A 20878-nucleotide genomic window follows, 5' to 3' on the forward strand; every position below is an offset into this window, starting at 1 on the left:
AAGGTCAAGGAAGGCGAAGATTTTAACCGCCCCGCTAGGCATCCCAAACGGGACAGGCATCCATACATTGAAGTATTTCGAGGATTAAAATCTGAGCCTGACCTGTCTGCCGTGCCTGCCTGTCCCTTGGAATGGCAGATAGGTCTGGCATAGGCAGGCGCAGAGATTGGGTGAAAGGGCCATTTATAGATGGACACCATCTAAGCTCCTTCGCCGGAACCATTTTCCTTCTAAGAGACAGCCGTGAGGAGGTAGAGAAATGAAGGCGATGGTACTGGAACGAATCACCCGGTTGAGTGAAAACCGGACACCCTTGCGTCTTGTTGATTTACCGGAACCCGAACTTTCGGACCGGGACATCCTTGTGCGTGTCGCGGCCTGCGGGGTCTGCCACACCGAGATTGACGAAATCGAGGGAAGGACTCCTCCACCCTCTTTTCCTATGGTCCTGGGACATGAAATCATCGGTAGGGTGGAGAAAATGGGTCCCGGGGCCCGCAGGTTCAGGGTCGGAGACAGGGTGGGCATCGGCTGGATCCATTCGGCCTGCGGGAGGTGCGAGTTCTGCGTTGATGGAAAGGAGAACCTGTGCCACGCTTTCAAGGCCACGGGAAGAGACGCCCACGGGGGATACGCAGAATATACAACGGTTCCGGAGGATTTCGCCTACCCCATTCCGGAGTACCTGTCGGACTCCGAGGCGGCCCCCCTCATGTGTGCCGGAGCCATCGGGTACCGGTCCCTGAGGCTTTCAGGACTCCAGGACGGCCAGAATCTGGGACTGACGGGTTTTGGGGCCTCCGCCCATCTGGTGTTGAAGATGGCCGCTTACAAGTACCCCAATTCAAAGATATTCGTCTTCGCCCGAAGCAAAAAGGAGCGGGATTTTGCAAGGGAGCTGGGGGCAGTCTGGGCCGGGGCCACAGAAGATGCTTCGCCGGAAAAACTCCATGCCATCATCGATACCACACCGGTGTGGAAGCCCATTCTTGAGGCCCTGAAAAACCTGGAGAGGGGAGGAAGGCTCGTGATCAACGCCATCCGAAAGGAAGCGGTGGACAAGGAGGTCCTTCTGGGTCTGGACTACCCGGAACACCTCTGGCTCGAGAAGGAGATCAAGAGTGTGGCCAACGTGGCTCGGATCGACATCACCGAATTCCTTCAGGTTGCGGCCGAGACGGCCATCAGACCGGAAATCCAGGAGTTTCCTCTGGAAGAGGCCAACCACGCTCTGGCTGAACTCAAGGACAGGAAGATCCGAGGGGCCAAGGTGCTGAAGATCGGGTCCTGACGCGCCCGAAACCCCGCTTTCACCTTAAAAAACTTTTATCCAAAAGGAGAGACGCCCATGAAAAGGATCGCTTGTCTCCTGGTTTTAGCCCTTTTGCCGATCGCCCTTTTCTGCCGGGACGTGCGGGCCGAGACAAAAGAGAACGCGGAAGTCATTGTGGAAAAGGCCCGCATCGTGCTGGAGGAGATGATGCTCAGCAGAGACGGGGGAATTCCCACCTGGCTCATCAAGAAATGTGCCGGGCTCGCGATCATACCCGACATGATAAAGGGGGGTTTCGTGGTAGGGGGTTCCTATGGGAAGGGCATCGTGATGGCCCATAAGGACGGGAAATGGACCGGGCCGGCCTTCATCTATCTCGGTGCAGGGAGCTTCGGATTCCAGATCGGCGTCCAGTCAACGGACCTGATCCTGGTCATAGTCGGGCAAAAGACCCTGGAATCCTTCTTGCAATCCCAGTTCAAGCTGGGCGCGGACGTAGCCGTCGCCGCCGGCCCCGTAGGAGCCCAGGCAACGGCGGCCACCGAGATCATGCTTAAAGGGGGCATCTACTCCTATTCCCGGGCAAAGGGCCTCTTTGCCGGTATCTCCCTGGAAGGGGCAGGCATCGGTACCGACTTTGACCTGAACCGGGCCCTCTATACTTCCGTGAGCACCACCAGGGATATCCTGTTCGGTGATCACGAGGCCCCTCCAGCCGCGCAAGAGCTGATCGCCGTCCTGAACAAGATCAAGTAAGTGAAGGATTTTTAAAATCGGGTATCCCACCCCTTTCCTTCGGCCGGTGATCTGCCATGACAAGGCCAAAAAGTGTGTTCGACAAGACTTACGAACACTACCTCTCACGGATCCGGGACCTCTCCCTTCCTGCCCTCCAGGAGAGGCTCGGCATTGAGGTCCGGGGGGAGAGCGCCGTCATCCCCTTGTTCGGGAGACCTTACAGGGTATCGGGCGAGGGTGTTTATGATCCCCTCGGGAAACAGCCGCCCTTGGAAGTCAGCGTGATCCTCTGCCGATACCTCCTTATGTGCCCGGAGGAGGAGCCGAAAAAATCAGAGTGGGTATCCTTCAGGGATTTCAGGGATACGGCCCCTTTGAGGAATTACTTCAAGCAGGAGGTAGAAGGGGCCATTACAAAGGAATTTACCCGGAAAACCCGGGATTTGGCCAAGGCAAGTGGTTTATTGGGGGGGGTACCTCTCACGGAGGAATACCCCCATGACATCACCGTACGGTTCCAGGCCCTCCCTCGGGTCCCGCTCTTGATGCTTTTCAACGACGAGGACGATGAATTTCCCGCCGCCTGTTCCGTCCTTTTCGAGAAAAGGGCTGAAAAATACCTGGACGGTGAATGCCTGGCAATCCTGGGAAGGCTCCTTTTCACTTCCTTGATCAGCGCCTATGAAACCAAACCGCCCACCCTCCACCTTCAACCGTGAATTAAAATTCGTCTGCGCTTAGCGAAACCTCCCCACCCTTCACTTTGCATGCTGGAAATAGTAGGCCACACCGTCGTTGTATCCATTTCCGAATCCCAGGAGATTGTTGCCCATGGAAACGCCGCTCGGATCCAATTCAAACTGAACTGCACGGCCGAGGCTGACTCCGGGCTTTCCCCCAACCCCCATCCCGGCGGAATCGCCTCCCAGGCTGAAATTCTTCCCAAGGTCTTCGGCGAATTTCCGTGCCGCTTTCACGATCTCCCCGTAATCCTCCAGTTCCAGGCTGAACGCCGCCACGGACCAGATGGAGACGTCGATCCCCACCAGTGCACCCACCAGGTAGCTCGTGGCCTGTTCGTAGAGATTTCCGATCAGGCTCTCCAGTATGGCCCCTTGGGCTCCTGTATCCAGTACTGCTACGACCCTGTATGTCTCTGGATCCACCTCCAGCCAGGCCCATCGCGGTTTCCCGTGGATAAAGGCCGGCCGGCTCGGAAACAGGACGATCCGATCCGTCTCCGTGAGATGTCTGATGATGGGCTCTGGGTACTTCCTCTCCTTGAGTTGACGCAGGAAGTCCTCCTGGTTCTCGGAATCCACGGCGATCAAGCGGGTGCCTTCGGGGCAATGGTTCCAGATCTGGAAAAGGCCCTTGGCTTCCCCGGAGAGGGCGCTTGCCTCAAAACGGGCGGAGGCCAGACCGGAGAGGATATTGAAGGCCCGGGCGGCCCTTGGATCCGGAGAACGATGGATCTCGTTAAAGGGGCGGATTAAGTCCATAGTGGTTTCCAACGGGGTTTCTCCTTCCGGTTTGACCAAGGTCACCATGATACACCGCCCCAGTGACGTACGGCCCGTCACCAGGCCGAGGGTTTTTTCCAAATCCTCCTCGTAGCGCGTCTGGGCGGCAATGAAGCGGGCCAGCACACCCCGGGCGTACCACCTGAGGGCTGATAGGGCGTCGGGCCGGCCCGGGATCTGCCTCCGGAACCGCCTGCGGGCCTGCTCCAGCCCGGCAAGGGCGTAACCCGGCAGGTCCGGGAGGTTGATTCCCAGGGTATGGAACACCCCCGTGATATCGGTGTTCTCCTTGAGTCTCATCACCCGCCGAAAGGTATCGCCGTCGGCGTCCACTTGAACGGCGCATCCCAAGACCTGGTACGCGGAGGTGTCCACCGCGGATTCATCGTCCGTTACGATCCGCCCCGAGGGCCCGTCCAGGACGGCCTTGTAAAGGATCCGCCCCTTTCCCGGAGCCTTGGTGTATCCTATGTCGAATGCCCCCCTGCTGAGATCAGGAACCTTCAAGGAGGCGGTAAGCACCGTTACCGTCTCCTCCTCTTCTCCTCCCCCGGCCAAGGCACCTGAGAGTTCGCGCATCTGCTGCTCCCGGCCTTTTCCCTTTGGACGCACGATGAAATCGACCGAGATACCCACCACTTCCGTCTGTTCATCCTCAACGGGTTTCACCCGGTAATCCACAAGGCCCTGGAGTTCCCTGACGTTTTTCATGAAAGGGGCGACCAGCACCCGCTCCCGGCCTTCAGCGTCCCGGTAGCGGAGCCCCGGGCACTCAATCATGGCGATCTTTTCCAGCCCTGCGAGCCGTACCAGGGTCTGGCGGCCCTTTTCCGTGAGCTTGACAATCACCCGTTCGGTCCGTATCCCCTGCCGGTTGAGAACGATCTCAGCCAGCCGGGCGAAATCGGACTCCGTTCCCCAGTTCTGGGTCAGGACCGCCTCGGGACAGTAACGTACCGCCCAGGGCGACCCCTTTGAGGGCAGCCAGCGACAGCCTGAAAGCCGCTTCTTGAGATCCCCAAGGTTCTTGAGGGATTTGAGGTCTTCCCGACCCGCAAGGGTCATGGCCGGCGGCGGGATGTATTCTCCCCCCTCAACTCCCCCCTCCAGTCCTACCTTCTTGGCCCGAACCCCTCCAGGTCGCCTGAAATCCAGCACCCTTCGCCGGGCCATGAGGGCCTCCACCTTCTCTTCCACCTCCTCCCAGAAAGAAGACCCGAGAGAATCCTCCACATCGAGCCTGGCGATTCTGAAGATCCCATCATCCACTGCTTCATTGCTTAGAGGCCTTGAAAGTTTCGGGAGCATCAGGGATCCCACGGCCCAATCATCCAGCTGCGTATCTTCCGGTATGGAAAAGAAAAAGATCCCCCGGCGGGTGTGCCCGGCAGGGATCACCGTGTTCCCATCCATCCCGAAGATCAGGGTATCCTCCGCGGAAAGGGGGAAGAGGAGCCCGGGAATGTCCTTCGTTCCCACCGATGCCGCGAAGTTTGCAAGACTCCGGTGGGGAAGCATCGCCGCCTCGTGCCGGAGCCGTTCCAATTCCTTTTCGCGTGCCGCGGCCTTTTCCGGATCAAAAGCCCGGTTCTTGTTCTTGAGAACGATCAGCTCCCCGACCCGGGCATGTCCCCGGCCCCCTTTATCCCGGATCGTCGCCTCAACGGCCACAAGACGGCTTCCAAGTCCGCTGATATCCTCGATGGGGCCGGCCCGGTGGATCACCACTTCCACACCTTCGCCTTCGGCATCGGGTTTTTGGGGGAGGCGGTCGGGCGGGAGGGGGTTCCCCAGGGGAACCGCCACGGATCCACCCCTGAGATCCACGACTATCTCTCCCTTCACCCCGGTATCGGCCAGTTCCTTAGGAATACGGAACACCAGGCGGACCGGATTGCTGGAGCCCGGCGTGAACAAGGTGGGCCTGTAATAGCCCAAGGGGATGCAGCCGGTTACAGGGTGGAGCCTGAAAAAGAAACTCCCCTTGGGTGTCGGCAACCGCAAGAGAAACCGCTCGGCAGGGTGGACATTCAGGTGCGCCTGGAGCTTTGAAGTAAAGACGCCCCTTACCACCCTGAACAGGCAGTCATCCCCTGCCTCGACCGTGTCGATCTTCGTCAGGTCCTCGTATCCGGTCACCCTGAAGGAGAAGGCATCGGAGAGGCGCGTGGGCTCACGGGTCGGAAGTCTCTCCAGGGCGCCCTTTTCTTTCGGTGCCATGATTCCGGATATGGGAAGATCCAGGTGGCCGTAACGGGTATCGTAGAAATGAAGGGAGGCCTGCCTCATATTTTCCGATGGGACCATGAAAAGGATCGTCCCCTCCACCGGTTCCCCCGGCTCCACGGCAAGGGCCGTCTCACCGGGTAGGATCAAGGGAGCCTCCGCCAGCCAAGTGATCTCGGAGACCGGGTAGGAGCGTTCATTGTTCCATCTCAGGAAAAGATGCCGCTTGAGGTCCGGGATCAGGTATGTCGGCACCCGCTCCTCGTAGCGGAGGGGTTCACCGCCTCCCTTGACCCAGGCGGCGGGGTGGTTGGACCCGTCCGGGTAAACAGCCACCCTTTGGGAGGGGAGAATGTTTTCAAGGGACAGGGTCAGCGCCAGGTACCGAAATCCGTCTGGCGCATCGATACCCCGGAGTCGGGAGAGGAATAGGGCCTCCCGGAGACGAAACCGGACGGCCTTGTTGGCCGCCGTAAAATCCAGGGGGATCCGCTTGGTGACCTGCACCTCGAATCCCACCCGGTCCTCCCCTGAGACCGATCGTGCTATTTCCGGGTCATAGGGCCTGAGGGGCGGGCCGATCTTCCAGGTGACCGCCTCCGGGGCGGCGATCTCTCCGCCCAGGGCCGCTCTGGGAAAATCCACTTCCCTGGCAGCGGAATAAAGGGTGTTTTCCCCGTCGGGGTTGTGGTGGGAGAGGACCACCCGGAGGGTGGTCCGGCCCTCCTCCGACACCTCCTGCTGGATGCTGGAGGCGAGTTCCCGGAAAACCCGGGCCACCTCCTCCGGCCGCGTGGAGATGACGAAGCGTCCCCCGGTCCGATCAGCCGCGTGGGCGAAGACTCCGTCCTTGTCCTCGTCCACCATCCCCAGCCACAGGCAACGGATCCTGGCGTCCCTTAATTGACCTAAAAGTACGTCGAATTCCTTCTCCTGCTCCTCGTCCACCCTCAATGCGGCATCAGTGAGGTAGACCAGGTACCGGCGGGAGGAAGGAACAGCCTTGAGGGTCAACAGGGCCGTACGGACCGAGTTGAGGATGTCGGTGCCCCCCTCCCCCCGCATCAGGGACAGGGCGCGAATCAGGGCGGTCTTGTCGCGGGTCAACACCTGACGGACCGTGCACTCATCCGTAAAGGTCATGATCTGGGCCAGGAAGTCTTCCGGGAGCTTGGTGACAAAGGATCGCAGGGTCTGCCTCACCTTTTCGATCCGGTAGTCACAACCCTCATTTTCAGGGGATTTATCCATGGAGCCGCTGTTGTCGATCACAAGGCTCATGACCGGTATGTCAGCGATTTGCGCCCGCCTGGGCCGCTCGAAGACCACCCTGTACTGGTTGCCGAGGTTTCTGGCTATCCGATCGAAGATCACCTCCAGATCACCGAGATCCCGTGCCCGGTAATAGGCCCCTCCTCCCAGGGAGGCGATTCTCTTCAGGGTGTCCACGTCGGACTTCTCGCCGAATCCGATGGTGAAAACCGGAATTCCGGCCCCCTGGACTCCGGCGAGAACCTCCTCCTGGGTGGCCTTGCTGCCGGGACCCGTGTCGTTGAAATTGGCGTCCACCCCATCGGTGAAAACGACCAGGGCCGGCCTGTTCTTTCCCCGGAGTGTCTCGAGCCCCATCAAGATGGAATCATAGAGGGCCGTGGCCCCGCCTGCACGGACCTTTTTGAGGGCTGCCAGCAGGTCCTTCTTGCTCTTTCCGGGAAGTCTCCTTGGCCTGGTATCAAAATCAATCACTGTGATACGGGCATCCCCCGGAAGGCCCTTGATGAAGCGGGCCGCGGCCTTCAAGGCCTTCTTCATCTGCCCCTTCATGGACCCGGAGGAGTCGAGGAGCAGGGTTACCTCCAGGGGCGTCTTCAGGGGCTCGACCGACAAGACTTTGGCCTCCGCCCCTGACTCGGTCACGGTCAGGTTCTCGGGGGTGGGAACAACCTTCTTCCTTTCCTCTCCCACCAGGGAGATCTCTACGACCCCTTTCCCTTCGTCGGCCCCCGCCTTCAATATCTCGAGTCTGCCCGTTCCCTCCTCCACAAAGGCCTCGGCAAGGGACGGGGGCCAATCCACGATGGTGGTCCGCCCGGCCTGTACCGGTATCATGTGGCTTTCAAGGTAAGTGATATTTTCCTGCTTCCTCGGATCCACCTGGAGCTTCCAAAGTCCAGGGGGGAGCCAGAAGACGGCCTCACCCGTCGGAGTGCGGTCCCCCTCCATTGAGGCCTCCGTAAACCCGGGGTACTCGTAGTCTCCGTCGAACTCGGGCAAGGCTCTCGCAGATCCGAACGGGACGTTCCTGAGCAGGATCCCGCCAAGGGCATCCCCCTTTTTAAGTGGTGAAAGGGCAGGACCGGGTTCAAGGCTGACCGAGACTTCCGCTCCGCCCTCTCCCTCCACCCATCGCGCCGTCCAGAGGGTTCGACCCGCAAACTGAGGGATATCTGAAAGCTCGTGCCTGGGACCATGGACCCGGTAGCATTCATGACCATAATCCACCTCGTGCCGGAGTTCTCCGTCGCAGCGCTCGTATCGGCCCTCGAACTCGATATCAGCCTTTTCGCAGGTCACATCCAGTCGCAAATACCGATCACCGGGGTGCTCCGTGTAAAAGACAAAGGCTTCTCGATCATCCTCTTCCAAAACAAAGGTAAGCCCCTCGCCCTCCCTGAGAACGGTCTCCCGGATGATGAGGACATCGCAACGATCCTGCGTGGGGAAAAATTTCATCCATAGAGTCCTCTGTTCCGATTCCTTGAGCCGGGCCGCGATCTCTTCTTCCGTTTCGGACAGAATCTCTGCGCCCTTTTCCCGGAGCCTCCGGAGCAATTCCTCCCGGCCTTGACTACGGTCCATCCAGGGCAAGGAAAAGCTCCAGGACGACCCGGAAATATCCCTGGAAAGGCCTTCTCTCCCGGTCGTATCCGGAAAGGTATCTTGTCCGTCCACCCTGTACTCCACTTCTTCGGGCACCGTCCCGTCGCCCACCGGGTTGAAGGGGAGGGGAGGCGCTTCTGCCCAAAGGTTGAAGGGAAAGGCAAAAAAAAGAATCATCCCGATAAAAACTATGGAACGATGACAGACTCTTGGTGCGCCCATGGGAAAATCTCCTTCGATTTTGGGTCCGTCCGCAAACTGGTGATTTCATTCAAGGGTAAAGAGGGGAGGGCCGAAGACATTCGGCACCCCACTATTGCCCTGACCCCGGAAAAGCTGCCGTAAAACAATATAGCATGGATGATTCCATGAAAAAACCCGCGGTTTCCAGGGCGTGCCCCACTCCTCCTTCGCTTACATGAATATCCCCGCCGTTCCTTCCAGCCCTCCTTCTGAATATCCGCCCAGGCCCCTTTCCCGTATTTTTTTCTTGCATTTCGTGGCACCAATTATTTATGATCGCTCCGTTTGAGCAGTAAGTACTTTTCCGGACCGTTCACGCGGTCCTGTCGTTTTTTTGGGGCAAAATAGAACTACTAAAACAGTATGAATTCTTCGTCGGCATCAACTGAGGCCTTTGAAAAACGTTCGATTTTGTTCAAGGTCAAGGAAGACGGAAATTTCAACCACAGGAATACATTACAGTATTTCGAGGATTGGAATTTGAGTCTGACGCAGAGATTGAGCAAAAGGGGATGTTTTTCAAAGGCCTCGGACCGCTGCCGGAGAATATACAACCAACGCATTTTTGTTTGAAAAACTTGGAAGGTTAGAAAAGGAAAGGGAATCATGAGCTTCCAGAAACGACTGTCGGCAGGAAAATTCGTAGTCCTGGCCGAGTTGAACACTCCCAAAGGGGTGAACATCTCGGAACTCGTAACCAACGCCCGTCGCATCAGAGGACGCATCGACGCCGCAGTGATTCCGGACATGGACAACGGCGTCATGAGGATGAGTGCTTTGGCCGGGGGAGCCCTCATGCAGCAGAACGGTATCGAGCCGATCATCCATGTTTACGGGCGGGACCGAAACCGCATGGCCTTGCAAGGTGATATCCTGGGGGCTTACGTGTTGGGCATTCCGAACCTCGTCGTGGTGGAAGGGGAGCCCATGAACGCCGGAGACCATGTGGATGCAAGGACGGTGGACGACCTGGACGAACTGGGGTTGATCCGGGTGATTCATTCCCTGGAGAAGGGTTCGGACATGGCCGGCTTCGAACTGAACGGCACTCCGTCCTTTTGCATAGGGTGCGCCATTTCCGCTTGGCCCGATGAAGACAAACTGGAGGGGGAAATCGAAAAGATCCGGAAAATGGTGGAAGAGGGGGCCAGTTTCGTTCTCGCCCCTGCGGTATTCGACCTCGAGTGGTTTTCTTCATTTCTGAACAAGGTAAAAGACCTGAAAGTTCCCATAATTCCAAGCGTATTCCTGCTGAAAACGGTTGGAATCGCCAGGTACATGGCCACCTACGAGCCCGGGGCCCGTATTTCCGAGGACCTGATCAAGCGCATGCGGGGAGCCGACGACCGCGAAAGGGAAGGTATCCTTATCGCCGGCGAAACGATCAAGGGCTTGAAGGACATGGCCAAGGGAGTTCGAATCATCACCCTGGGATGGGAACATCGGTTGCCGGAAATCCTTGACGCGGCGGGGCTCTAAACCGGCATCAAAATAACGCCGGTTCCCTTGCCGGCCCCGGGCAAACGGAACACTCCGGCACCCGGCCGAAAAGACACCATCAATGCAATGATATGAGAACGAAGATACCATGGAAGAAAAGAAGGATTACCCAACGAGCGATAGAGTACTTGTTATAGGAGGGGGCCTCGGGGGCATCAAGGCCGCCCTGGATCTCGCAGAGGCTGGAAAAAACGTGGTGATCGTGGACAAGGCCCCGGCCATCGGGGGTCTGATGACTCAGTTGGATCGAACCTTTCCAACCAACAACTGCGATCTGTGCACCCTTTCGCCCCACCTGGCGGAAAGCGGCAGGAAATTGCACATTGAACTGATGACCCTTACCCGGGTGATCAAGGTGGAGGGAGAGGAAGGCAACTTCAAGGTCAGCCTTAAAACCGAACCCCGTTACATCGATGTGGAAAAATGCACGGCCTGTGGAGAATGCCTGAAAAAATTCCCCGAGTGCATCCGATTCACCCCCGGCCTGGATCACCGTGCCCCTACCTGTATGCGTTACCCCCAGTCCACCCCCAACGCCTTCTCCGTCGATATCGAGAAGTGCAAGGACATGGATGGTCTGGTCCAGGTATGCCGAGACGGAGCCATTCTTCCGGAAGATACGCCGAAAACCCGCGAAATGGAGTTCGGGGCGATCGTCCTGGCTCCAGGGGCGGAACTCTTTGATCCCGGCGTTCTGGAAGGTTACGGGTACGGGGCTTACCCCGACGTTGTCACGGGGCTGGAATACGAACGCATCCTTTCCGCCTCCGGTCCCACCCACGGGGAATTGAAGCGTCCGTCGGACGGCAGGCAGCCTCAAAAAATCGCCTGGATACAATGCGTGGGTTCCCGGGGGATAAAATCGGGATGCGTTTCCTATTGTTCCAGCGCCTGTTGCATGTACGCCCTCAAGGAGGCCATCGTCACAAAGGAACGGTTTCAAAACGACATTGAAACCGTTGTTTTTTACATGGACATGAGGACTTCCGGCAAGGATTACGAGCTTTACTATCAAAGGGCGAAAAAGGATTTCAACATCCGTTTTGTCCGAAGCCGCCCCCATACGGTCGAATCCGATCCGGAAACCCATAAATTGACCATCACCTATGCCACCGATGAAGACCCTATCCCCAGCCAGGAAGCCTTCGACATGGTGGTCCTCTCCACCGGATTCCGCATTCCGGAGGACTTGGTGGAACTGTCCCGGGAGCTGGGCATCGAATTGAACGAGCATCACTTTGTCAAGACCCCGGGATTCTCTCCGGTGGCCACTTCCAAACCGGGAATTTACGTTTGCGGACTCTTTGAGAGTCCCAAGGACATTCCCGAAACCATGGTCCAGGCCAGTGCCGCTGCCTGCATGGCCTCCCGGACTATTCGCAGCCTTGAAGCCGGGTCGGAAGAGCAGGAAGAATTTCCGCCCGAAAGGGATGTGAGTTCGGAGGAACCGAAGATCGGGGTCTTCGTCTGTGAATGCGGCCTCAACATCGCAGGCGTGATCCCTGTCGGAAAGCTGGTCTCCTATGCCCGAAAGCTCCCTGGAGTAGTAGTGGCGGAGGAAGTCGGCCATGGTTGTTCCGCGGAGTCGCTTCGCCGGATCCAGCAAATTATCTGGGAAAAGGGCCTCAACCGGGTAGTCATCGGAGGGTGCTCCCCGAGGACCCACGAAACCCTTTTCCAGGACACCCTGCGTCGGGCCGGCCTCAACAGGTACCTCCTGGAAATGGCCAACATCCGTGACCAGGATACGTGGGTGCACCAGGACCATCCCTCAGAGGCCCTGGACAAGGCCAAGGATGCCATACGTATGGCGGTCTCGGCCGTGGCCCTGGCCCATCCACTCACCGAACATGTCCTCCCCATGAACAAGGACGTCTTGGTCGTTGGGGGAGGAGTCACCGGGATGAACGCCGCCCTGAGCTTGGCGGACCAGGGTTTCAAGGTTTACCTCGTTGAAAAATCTGATCAACTGGGAGGCCTGGCCAAGGATATTCACCGGACCCTCGAAGGCGAGGACGTCCAGGCTTACATGAAGGATCTGGTCGAGAGGACCCTGAACCATGAGAATATCCAGGTCATCACCCGGGCCATCATCGTGGACCATACCGGGATGCCTGGATTTTTCAAGACGGGGCTCCAGGTCGGCCGCCGCATGTTTTACCGGCAGATCAACCATGGAGTTACGATCCTGGCCACGGGCGCCTTGGCGAACCGACCATCCGAATACCTTCTCGGGCAGCACGAGGCTGTCCTGACCCAGTTCGACCTTGATCGCCTGATTGACGACGAACCGGATAAGATCAAGGCGTGGGAAAAGGTGGTGATGATCCAGTGCGTGGGATCCCGTACCCCCGAGAACCCCAATTGTTCCCGGATTTGTTGTCAGTCCGCTGTGAAGAATGCTCTGAGGATTCTCGATCTCAATCCCGAGGTCCAGATTTCAGTCCTATACCGTGACATGCGGACATACGGTTTTCAGGAAGACTATTTCAGGAAGGCCCGTGAGCGGGGTGTTAAATTCTTTCGGTATGACGCCGATGAAAAGCCGGTCGTCAATGCCGATGGAAATCGGGTCACCGTCGCCTTTCGTGAACAGATCCTGAACAGGGAGGTGGAAATCCCGGCGGATTGCCTGGCGCTGAGTACGGGCCTGGTGGCCGATGATGAAGGTACTGAAGACCTTTCGATGATCTTCAGGCTTCCCAGGACCCTGGATGGCTTTTTCCTGGAAGATCACGTAAAGCTCCGGCCGGTGGACTTGCCTGTGCCTGGTTTCTTCGTGGCAGGCACGGCCCATTCCCCCAAGACCATCCGGGAGTGCATCACCCAAGCCCAGGCCGCCGCGGGGCGTGCCCAGACCCTCTTGGCCAGGGACGCCATCAGTCTGGGGGCAGTGGTGGCCAGGGTCGACGGGAAGAAATGCGCGGCCTGTCTTATCTGCGTCCGGGCCTGTCCCTTCGACGTACCCTATATCAACGCCGATGGCTATTCAGAGATCGATCCGGCAAAATGCCATGGATGCGGCGTCTGCGCTGCGGAGTGCCCGGCCAAGGCCATTCAGCTCATGCAGTTTGAAGACGACCAGATCATGGCCAAGCTGGACGGGCTTTTTGAAAGGATTGCAAAATAATGGAAACCTTCGAACCCCTCATTGTCGCCTTTTGTTGCCATTATTGCGCTTATACTGCCGCGGACATGGCCGGCAGTATGCGGTTGTCCTATCCGCCCAACGTCCGTATCATCCGAGTGCCTTGTTCCGGAAAGGTGGATGCTATTCATATCATGAAGGCCTTTCAAAAGGGTGCGGACGGGGTCTACGTGGCCGGGTGCCTGGAAGGTGATTGCCATTTCAAAAATGGAAACGTGAACGCGGCCCGGCGTGTAGCTTACCTTAAAAAACTACTGGACGAAATCGGCATCGGGGGTGAGCGCCTGGAAATGTTCACCATGTCTGCCGGAATGGGAGAGCGTTTCGCCCGCGTAGCGATCGATTTCACTGAAAAAATAAGGGAAATGGGACCTAACCCCGTCAAATCATTCTTGCAGGACCATGCCCGTGAGGCTTCTGGCTCCTAAAGACAGGTTCACAATTAATTGGGGTGGCCCCGGGGAATGATTGAAATTGGACGGCCCATGAAAAGGTCCGGGATTCTGTTCGCCGTGATTCTCGTTACGTGAAGCAGGCTGATCCTGCAGAATGAGATCTTTGAAAGATGTTCAATTTTATTCAAGATCAAGGAAGGCGAAAATTTTAACCGCAGGAATACACAGAGTATTTCGAGGATTTAAATTTGTCCGAACTTCGTTTGGACTCCCCACCCTTCGGGTGGGTCCCCGGTTTGAGCCTGACGCTGATATTGGGCAAAAGAGGACGTTTTTCAAAGATCTCAGAATGACACCGCGGGACGCGGCAAGATCCCGGGAAGGAAATTTCAGGGTCGTCAAGAAAAAAAGGAGAGGCGAAAGCAATGATTACTGCCGAACGGAAACCCCTCGAGGAAATCATGGAATACATTGAACCTTACCGGCGTATTCTTCTCGTGGGTTGCAACGAGTGCGTCACGGTTTGCGCGGCTGGAGGCCGAAAGGAAGTCGCCCTTCTCGCCTCCGCCCTTCAAATGGCTTCCATGCAGAGCGGCAAGATGCTCGAGATCAAGGAAATAACCCTCGAGAGGCAATGCGATCCGGAATACGTGGAAGAGCTTGTCAACGTCATCGACCAGGTCGAGGCCGTTCTTTCCATGGCCTGCGGTTGCGGCGTTCAGGAAATCGCAAAGCGATTCAAGAACAAACCCGTTTTCCCGGCCGTGAACACGGAATTCATGGGGGCCTCGGAACGCCAGGGAGTCTGGGCGGAACGATGCCAGGGTTGCGGGAATTGCATTCTCGGCCTGACCGGGGGGATCTGCCCCATCGCCAGGTGTTCGAAGCGACTCATGAACGGCCCCTGTGGCGGGTCTTCCAACGGGAAATGTGAAATCAACCCTGAGGTGGACTGCGCCTGGCAACTGATCTGGGATCGCCTCAAGGCCCTCGGCCTGGAGGACAAGTACGAAGAAATCATGGAAGCCAAAGATTGGCGGACGAGCAGGGACGGTGGCCCCCGAAAAATCATAAGAGAGGATTTGGCACAATGAAGACGGAAAGTGCGCTTGAGAAGGTTTTGGCATCGGGTCAGCTGGCGGTCACATCCGAATGTGGACCTCCAAGGGGTGCAGCACCTGAAAAGGTGAAAGCGAAGGCCGAACTGCTGAAGGGTTACGTGGATGCGGTGAACGTGACGGACAACCAGACGGCCGTCGTACGAATGTCCAGCATGGCGGCCTGTATTATCCTTAAACAGATGGGTCTCAATCCCATCCTCCAGATGGTGACGAGAGACCGGAACCGCCTGGCCCTCCAGAGCGATATCCTCGGGGCCTATTCCCACGGCATCAATACCATGCTCTGTCTTTCCGGCGATCACCCCACCTTCGGTGATCATCCCATGGCAGCCAACGTGTATGATGTGGATTCCATACAGTTTATCCAAATCGTCAAAAAAATGCGGGACGAGGGAAAGTTCCAGGGAGGGGACGACATCGTCAACCCCCCACGAATGTTCATCGGTGCTGCTGCCAATCCCTTCGCCGACCCCTTCGAGTTGCGCGTGGCCCGGCTTGCAAAGAAAATCAAGGCCGGGGTGGATTTCATCCAGACCCAGTGTATTTACAACGTAGCCAAGTTCAAACAGTGGATGCAGGGAGTCCGGGACCGGGGGCTCCATGAAAAGGTCAGCATCCTTGCCGGGATTACCCCGATGAAATCCGCCGGCATGGCCAAGTACATGAAAAACAAGGTCCCGGGGATGGATGTTCCCGACGAGGTCGTCAAACGGCTCGCAGGAGTACCGAAGGAAAAACAGGCCGAAGAGGGCATTCGGATGTGCGTGGAGACGATCGAAGAACTGAAAGAAGTGGAAGGGGTTCGAGGATTTCATATCATGGCCATCGAGTGGGAACAGAAAGTTCCGGAGATCGTCGAGAGGGCTGGACTCCTTCCCAGGCCTCAGGTATAATGTGTTCGTTTTTTTCACCGCAAGAAAAAATCCTTTTCGCGGGTTTCTTTTAGGAGGCAGATGGAATGGGAGACAAAAAACTTATCCTGGTGGTAGATGACGATCCTGATTTGGTGGAAGCCGTCTCCATGAAGCTGGAGAGTGAAAACTTTCGTGTAGCAAAGGCCTATGACGGAGTCATGGCCTGGGAAAAAATCAAGGAAGAACGTCCCGACCTCATCGTCCTTGATGTGATGATGCCGAAGAAGAACGGTTATGTGGTTTGCGATGAACTGAAAAATGATCCCGAGTACAAGGACATCACTGTTGTTCTTCTGACGGCGGTGGGAGAGGCCGTTACCTCGACGAATTACACCCACATCGATGGGAAAACGTCCCTTGCTGACGAATTCATTCCAAAGCCCATTGATCTGGATGAACTTATGGAAATTATCCGCCATTATCTGGGTTGAGCCAGATCTCTACAGGGAAAGTCCTTCAGCGGTCGTTATGGGTAAGATCCCGATAGGAGGGATAAAACTGGGTCCCCGGCTCCATCTGCTAAAAATCCGGCACCCACCGACCGGCGACCCGTTGAGATGGAACCTCTGGGAGAAGCTGACCGAAAGAAAAATAAATCTTTTCTATCTCACCACCGTGTGTACCAACACACACGTAGAAACGGCATTTTGTATCTTACAGGAAAATGAAGGTCCCGTCTGGGACCTTCTTCATTCCGACGGCCGCCTGAAGGCACGGGTGCGGCTTGTTCCCGCAGTGGGGCCGCTTTCCATATTCCCTCATCAGTATTCTTTCGAAATGTTCGGCCTGTCCTTGTCCGCCCTGGGAAAGGCTCGGATTCCTTTACACGGTCTGGCCTCTTCCGTATCTTCCCTGACCTTTCTGACCGACTACGATCTCCTTGACAGCGCGGCCGCGGCCATGCTGGAATTCCTGGAACTGCCCTCGGGCCAAGCCCCCATAAGGCAACCGATACCCCAACCGGCTGAGAATCCGGAGGAGATCCCGGTATAAACCCGACCCGGTCTTCAATGAGTGTATAGTTCCCCCATGGATCCCTTGAAGCAACCCCAAAAGAGAAACCGTTTTTCCAGGCAAAAGGCCATGGAGACGGCGGCCGTGTACTGGGAACCCAGGATCAAGACATACGGGTTTCAAGTGTTCCGAAACCTTTCTCTGGTGGAGATGGAAGGAAGGCCGGATCGGTTGTCCGGTTGGGCTGAAACCATCCGGTACTTTACGGGGACGGGCCTTCAATTTGCTGTTGTATGGGTTCAACCCTCCCTGAACAGCCGTTTGTGCCTATATCTGGTTTTAGATAAAGGCGGTAAAAAGATCCCGGCCGCCTCCCTTGAGACCCTCTTTCCGGAAAGAGAGGGAGAATCCGTCACCATTACCTCTCCCGTTGAGGCGATCCACTTTCAGGGGCCCCATTTCGGCGACCGGTACGGCATCGCGCAGCAAACCTTTCGAATCCTCAAAAACGGGGGCGTTTCCGTCCTTGCATCGGTTTGCAGCAGTGCCTCCATTTATCTCGTATTGCCCTCGAAAAGGGCGGAGAAGGCAAAGGCCTTGCTGGAAGAAGCCTTTATCATTCCCAAAAGAAGGACCCCTTTGCAGGGGCCGTCTCGCCGGCCCCCTGGAGCGGCCGATGAACCCTAAACTAAGTAAAGAAAAAGACTGGAGGATGAGGGTGTTCGATTCCCTTTCCTTCCCCACCCTGATTCTCCGGCCGGATAAGGTCATTATTCATGCCAACCAGGTCTTCGTGGATCATTACGGGCCCATGGAGAAAATCATCGGCAGAAAATGCCATGAAATCTTTTACAACTCCGAGGACCCCTGTGCGGAGGAGCAATGTCCCCTTCCCAGGGTCCTGGCAGACAAGAAAGGACACTCAGCCCTGGTTGAACTCCGCTCTGAGAGCGGAGAAACCCGGTGGGAAGACCGCGTATTCTCTCCCATCCTGGACGACGATGGCGAAATCATCTACGTCATGGAGAGTGTACGGGACGTCACCCGGCTCAAGTCCCTTGAAAAAAAGCTGGAGGAGACCAAGGAATTTCTCGAAAAAGTCATTCAGGATTCCGCCAGCGCCATCGTAGCCGCGGACCTGAAGGGTAACATCCTGATCATGAACGAGGCTGCAGAGAAACTCTTCGGGTATACCTTCGAGGAGGCCAACCGATTGAAAAACGTGGAACAAATCTATCCTCCCGGGATAGCCAGGGAAATCATGCGAAAACTGAGGGATGATAACTATGGAGGAAAAGGAAAACTCCAGGGGGAAAAGACAACCATCATAAACTCCAGGGGCGAAGAGATTCCTGTGGAACTCAACGCCACCATCCTGTACGAGGGTGATCGGGAGGTGGCCACCATGGGCATCTTCAATGACCTCAGGGAAAAGCTCGCCGTGGAACAGGAACTGCGGGAGACCCAAATCCAGCTGGCCCAGTCCGAGAAGATGGCATCCTTAGGGCAACTCGCCGCAGGCGTCGCTCACGAGATCAACAATCCTCTGACCGGGATCCTTTTTTACGCTGAATTGGCCCTGGAGAGTATCGAGGAGGGACATCCCCTTACTGAAAACCTCAAGAACATCACCGAGGACGTCCACCGCTGCAAGAACATCGTGAAGAACCTCCTCGCTTACAGCAGACAGACCAATCCCGCCAAAAACATCATACAGCTGAACTCCCTCGTGGACCTGAGCCTAAACCTCATCCGTGACCAAAGGCTCTTCCGAAACATCGTCGTTAAAAAGGAATTGTCCAATGAAATGATGTTGATCCATGCCGACAAAAACCAGATCACCCAGGTGCTCATCAACCTGGTGATGAACGCCTGCGACGCCATGGAGGGCCATGGGACCCTGACCTTTCGAACCTATCGGGACCTTGCCAAGAAAAGGGCCTACCTGGAGATTTCCGATACCGGATGCGGAATACCTGAAGAAAATCTTCCCCGGATATTCGACCCTTTCTTCACGACAAAAGAGCCAGGAAAGGGGACAGGACTGGGGCTCAGCACCTCTTACGGGATCATCAAGGAAAACGGCGGGGACATTTCGGTCAAAGAGACCGGGCCGGACGGGACCACCTTCCTTGTTGAATTACCTCTTTATCGGGTGTCAGAGGATATCCCCGGCAAATAGGCACGCTGGATAAAACAAAAAAACAGCACGAGGATCAAATGAGCATGCAGGAAAACAGCTCCGACGAGTTTAAGACGAAAGTCCTGGTGGTGGATGATGAGAAACATATCCGGGACGGATGCCGCCAACTGCTCAGCAAGGATGGTTTCCAGGTCGCGGCGGCAGAGGACGGGAAAACGGCCCTGGAAAGAATCGAGCAGGAACATTTCGACATTGTGCTCCTCGACCTGATGATGCCGGGCATTTCAGGTATTGAGGCATTGGCCCGTATAAAGTCCCTCCATCCGGATACGGTCGTGATCGTCATCACGGGATATGCCACCTTGGATCATGCCATCGAGACGATGAAAAACGGGGCCTTTGACTTTGTTTCCAAGCCCTTTTCTCCCCAGGACCTCAGGCTGGTCATCTCCAAGGCCATAGATCATCTCCAGACCCTTCGGGACATCACCCATGAAAAATCCCGAATGCGCGTGCTCATCAACCACCTGACGGACGGTGTCCTGGCCACTGACAGGGAGAAAAAAATCGCCCTGGTCAACCCGGCGTTCCTGAGAATGATCGGCTATTTCGGCAAGGAGGCCACAGGCAGGCCGGCAGGTGAGGTCCTTCCGGACCCGTTAATGGAACGGATGATCGAGCAGGCCCTTTCCATGCCGAAAGACGAATTCTCCGAATTGAGGGAGGAAATCACTTACCACCCCCTTGATGAAACCGAGGAGCTGATCCTGGATGTGCGGTGCGTCCCATTCAGGGATAGGGTGGGGAGGAACCTGGGCTCCATCATGTTGCTCCATGACATTACGACCCTGAAAAAGATGGACCAGATGAAATCGGACCTGGTGTCCATGGTCGCCCACGAGATCCGGGGGCCTCTGAACACGGTCCTCATGCAGATCAAGCTGATAGTGGACGGGCTGGCAGGGGTCGTTACGGAGAAACAGAAGGAGATCCTTGATCGAACATCCGATCGGCTCAAGTCGTTGGTCCATCTCACTTCGGAACTACTGGATCTGGCCAAGATCGAATCCGGCCTGATCACCCAGGAGAAGGAAAAGGTGGACCTGGCTCCCATTCTGGCGGACCAGGTGGCCTTCTTTCAACCCAGGGCCGGGGCCAAGGGGATCCAATTGGATCTGGAAGCGCCGCCCGAACTGCCCCCTGTCCTGGCCAACAAAAACAGCATAATCGAGGTCATTACCAACCTGATCAGCAATGCCATCAAATATACCCCTGACAAGGGCCGCGTAACCGTCTCGGCCGGGACGGAAAACGGATCCATCTTTATCCGCGTGGAGGATACGGGTATAGGGATCGAGGAGGAAGAAGTAGACCACATCATGGAACGTTTCTACCGGGTAAAAAACGATAAAACCCGCTTTATCAGCGGGACCGGCCTGGGACTTGCCATCGTGAACAGTATCGTCAAGGCCCACCACGGAAAGATTATCGTCAAGAGCAAGGTGGACGAGGGAAGCACTTTCACCGTCTACCTGCCCATCTTTTCATCCTGAGTTCGGAGTGCCGATTCCTGATCCCTTGACCCATAACCCACTTCTTATTATCCCATTCCCCTATCCTGAAAAAAGCCGCACAGGGGACACCCCTTGTGCGGCTTTTTCATTCATAAATATTAGGTTGGATATTTAACTCTGTGCTTCTTAGCCCTTCTTGCCGAAGCGCTTGCGGCCGACACCAACTAATCCGAGGAGGCCTGATCCCACGAGCAGCATTGTGGCCGGCTCAGGTACGGGGGCTAACGCGTCGTGCTGCAAATCATC

The 20878-nt window shown here is 56.5% G+C and carries 15 protein-coding genes; 13 read left to right on the forward strand and 2 right to left on the reverse strand.

Annotation, left to right across the window (positions count from 1 at the left end; all coding sequences use genetic code 11):
* Positions 1-259: 259 nt before the first annotated feature.
* The 3 genes from JRF57_04615 to JRF57_04625 are packed head-to-tail and all read left to right on the forward strand — an operon-like array spanning position 260 to position 2730.
* The gene (locus JRF57_04615; protein MBW2302977.1) at positions 260-1291 is read left to right on the forward strand and encodes a zinc-dependent alcohol dehydrogenase family protein; all 1032 of its coding nucleotides are present in this window, start codon (positions 260-262) and stop codon (positions 1289-1291) included.
* A 57-nt stretch (positions 1292-1348) separates the two neighbouring features.
* On the forward strand, positions 1349-2029 hold the full coding sequence (locus tag JRF57_04620; protein ID MBW2302978.1) for a lipid-binding SYLF domain-containing protein: 681 nt from the start codon (positions 1349-1351) through the stop codon (positions 2027-2029).
* 56 nt (positions 2030-2085) lie between these two features.
* Entirely contained in the window at positions 2086-2730 is a 645-nt protein-coding gene (locus JRF57_04625) for a DUF3786 domain-containing protein (protein MBW2302979.1), read from the forward strand.
* A 39-nt stretch (positions 2731-2769) separates the two neighbouring features.
* Here JRF57_04625 and JRF57_04630 read toward each other — a convergent pair whose 3' ends face one another.
* On the reverse strand, positions 2770-8862 hold the full coding sequence (locus JRF57_04630; protein ID MBW2302980.1) for a VWA domain-containing protein: 6093 nt from the start codon (positions 8860-8862) through the stop codon (positions 2770-2772).
* A gap of 627 nt (positions 8863-9489) precedes the next feature.
* Here JRF57_04630 and JRF57_04635 point away from each other — a divergent pair.
* The 10 genes from JRF57_04635 (at position 9490) to JRF57_04680 (ending at position 20611) form a co-directional block, all read left to right on the forward strand.
* Complete coding sequence (locus tag JRF57_04635; protein MBW2302981.1) at positions 9490-10362, forward strand: methylenetetrahydrofolate reductase; 873 nt, start codon at positions 9490-9492, stop codon at positions 10360-10362.
* Between the two features lie 109 nt (positions 10363-10471).
* The gene (locus tag JRF57_04640) at positions 10472-13513 is read left to right on the forward strand and encodes a CoB--CoM heterodisulfide reductase iron-sulfur subunit A family protein (GenBank protein MBW2302982.1); all 3042 of its coding nucleotides are present in this window, start codon (positions 10472-10474) and stop codon (positions 13511-13513) included.
* Positions 13513-13959, forward strand: coding sequence for a hydrogenase iron-sulfur subunit (locus tag JRF57_04645; protein ID MBW2302983.1), 447 nt, complete (start codon positions 13513-13515; stop codon positions 13957-13959). The genes JRF57_04640 and JRF57_04645 overlap by 1 nt, the downstream gene beginning before the upstream one ends.
* Before the next feature lie 392 nt (positions 13960-14351).
* Entirely contained in the window at positions 14352-15020 is a 669-nt protein-coding gene (locus JRF57_04650) for a methylenetetrahydrofolate reductase C-terminal domain-containing protein (protein ID MBW2302984.1), read from the forward strand.
* The gene (locus tag JRF57_04655; GenBank protein ID MBW2302985.1) at positions 15017-15940 is read left to right on the forward strand and encodes a methylenetetrahydrofolate reductase; all 924 of its coding nucleotides are present in this window, start codon (positions 15017-15019) and stop codon (positions 15938-15940) included. The genes JRF57_04650 and JRF57_04655 overlap by 4 nt, the downstream gene beginning before the upstream one ends.
* A gap of 65 nt (positions 15941-16005) precedes the next feature.
* Positions 16006-16392, forward strand: a complete 387-nt coding sequence (locus JRF57_04660) for a response regulator (GenBank protein ID MBW2302986.1) — start codon at positions 16006-16008, stop codon at positions 16390-16392.
* A gap of 37 nt (positions 16393-16429) precedes the next feature.
* Positions 16430-16954, forward strand: coding sequence for a hypothetical protein (locus JRF57_04665; GenBank protein ID MBW2302987.1), 525 nt, complete (start codon positions 16430-16432; stop codon positions 16952-16954).
* Between the two features lie 36 nt (positions 16955-16990).
* On the forward strand, positions 16991-17602 hold the full coding sequence (locus tag JRF57_04670; protein ID MBW2302988.1) for a hypothetical protein: 612 nt from the start codon (positions 16991-16993) through the stop codon (positions 17600-17602).
* Positions 17592-19097 carry a PAS domain S-box protein gene (locus JRF57_04675; protein ID MBW2302989.1) on the forward strand — a complete coding sequence of 502 codons (1506 nt, stop codon included), beginning with the start codon at positions 17592-17594 and terminating at the stop codon, positions 19095-19097. Before JRF57_04670 ends, JRF57_04675 begins: the two co-directional genes overlap by 11 nt.
* A 38-nt stretch (positions 19098-19135) precedes the next feature.
* Complete coding sequence (locus JRF57_04680; protein MBW2302990.1) at positions 19136-20611, forward strand: response regulator; 1476 nt, start codon at positions 19136-19138, stop codon at positions 20609-20611.
* 147 nt (positions 20612-20758) lie between these two features.
* Here the strand turns inward: JRF57_04680 and JRF57_04685 are convergent.
* A partial coding sequence (locus JRF57_04685; protein MBW2302991.1) for a PEP-CTERM sorting domain-containing protein occupies positions 20759-20878 on the reverse strand: 120 nt, incomplete at its 5' end.

The sequence above is a fragment of the Deltaproteobacteria bacterium genome (assembly GCA_019310525.1).
Classification (GTDB): Bacteria; Desulfobacterota; DSM-4660; order Desulfatiglandales; family HGW-15; genus JAFDEE01.

Bases quoted from the DNA above. Each gene is read 5' to 3' on its own strand.
- JRF57_04615 (MBW2302977.1), top strand. From the start codon at position 260: ATGAAGGCGATGGTACTGGAACGAATCACCCGGTTGAGTGAAAACCGG.
- JRF57_04620 (MBW2302978.1), top strand. From the start codon at position 1,349: ATGAAAAGGATCGCTTGTCTCCTGGTTTTAGCCCTTTTGCCGATCGCC.
- JRF57_04625 (MBW2302979.1), top strand. From the start codon at position 2,086: ATGACAAGGCCAAAAAGTGTGTTCGACAAGACTTACGAACACTACCTC.
- JRF57_04630 (MBW2302980.1), bottom strand. From the start codon at position 8,862: ATGGGCGCACCAAGAGTCTGTCATCGTTCCATAGTTTTTATCGGGATG.
- JRF57_04635 (MBW2302981.1), top strand. From the start codon at position 9,490: ATGAGCTTCCAGAAACGACTGTCGGCAGGAAAATTCGTAGTCCTGGCC.
- JRF57_04640 (MBW2302982.1), top strand. From the start codon at position 10,472: ATGGAAGAAAAGAAGGATTACCCAACGAGCGATAGAGTACTTGTTATA.
- JRF57_04645 (MBW2302983.1), top strand. From the start codon at position 13,513: ATGGAAACCTTCGAACCCCTCATTGTCGCCTTTTGTTGCCATTATTGC.
- JRF57_04650 (MBW2302984.1), top strand. From the start codon at position 14,352: ATGATTACTGCCGAACGGAAACCCCTCGAGGAAATCATGGAATACATT.
- JRF57_04655 (MBW2302985.1), top strand. From the start codon at position 15,017: ATGAAGACGGAAAGTGCGCTTGAGAAGGTTTTGGCATCGGGTCAGCTG.
- JRF57_04660 (MBW2302986.1), top strand. From the start codon at position 16,006: ATGGGAGACAAAAAACTTATCCTGGTGGTAGATGACGATCCTGATTTG.
- JRF57_04665 (MBW2302987.1), top strand. From the start codon at position 16,430: ATGGGTAAGATCCCGATAGGAGGGATAAAACTGGGTCCCCGGCTCCAT.
- JRF57_04670 (MBW2302988.1), top strand. From the start codon at position 16,991: ATGGATCCCTTGAAGCAACCCCAAAAGAGAAACCGTTTTTCCAGGCAA.
- JRF57_04675 (MBW2302989.1), top strand. From the start codon at position 17,592: ATGAACCCTAAACTAAGTAAAGAAAAAGACTGGAGGATGAGGGTGTTC.
- JRF57_04680 (MBW2302990.1), top strand. From the start codon at position 19,136: ATGAGCATGCAGGAAAACAGCTCCGACGAGTTTAAGACGAAAGTCCTG.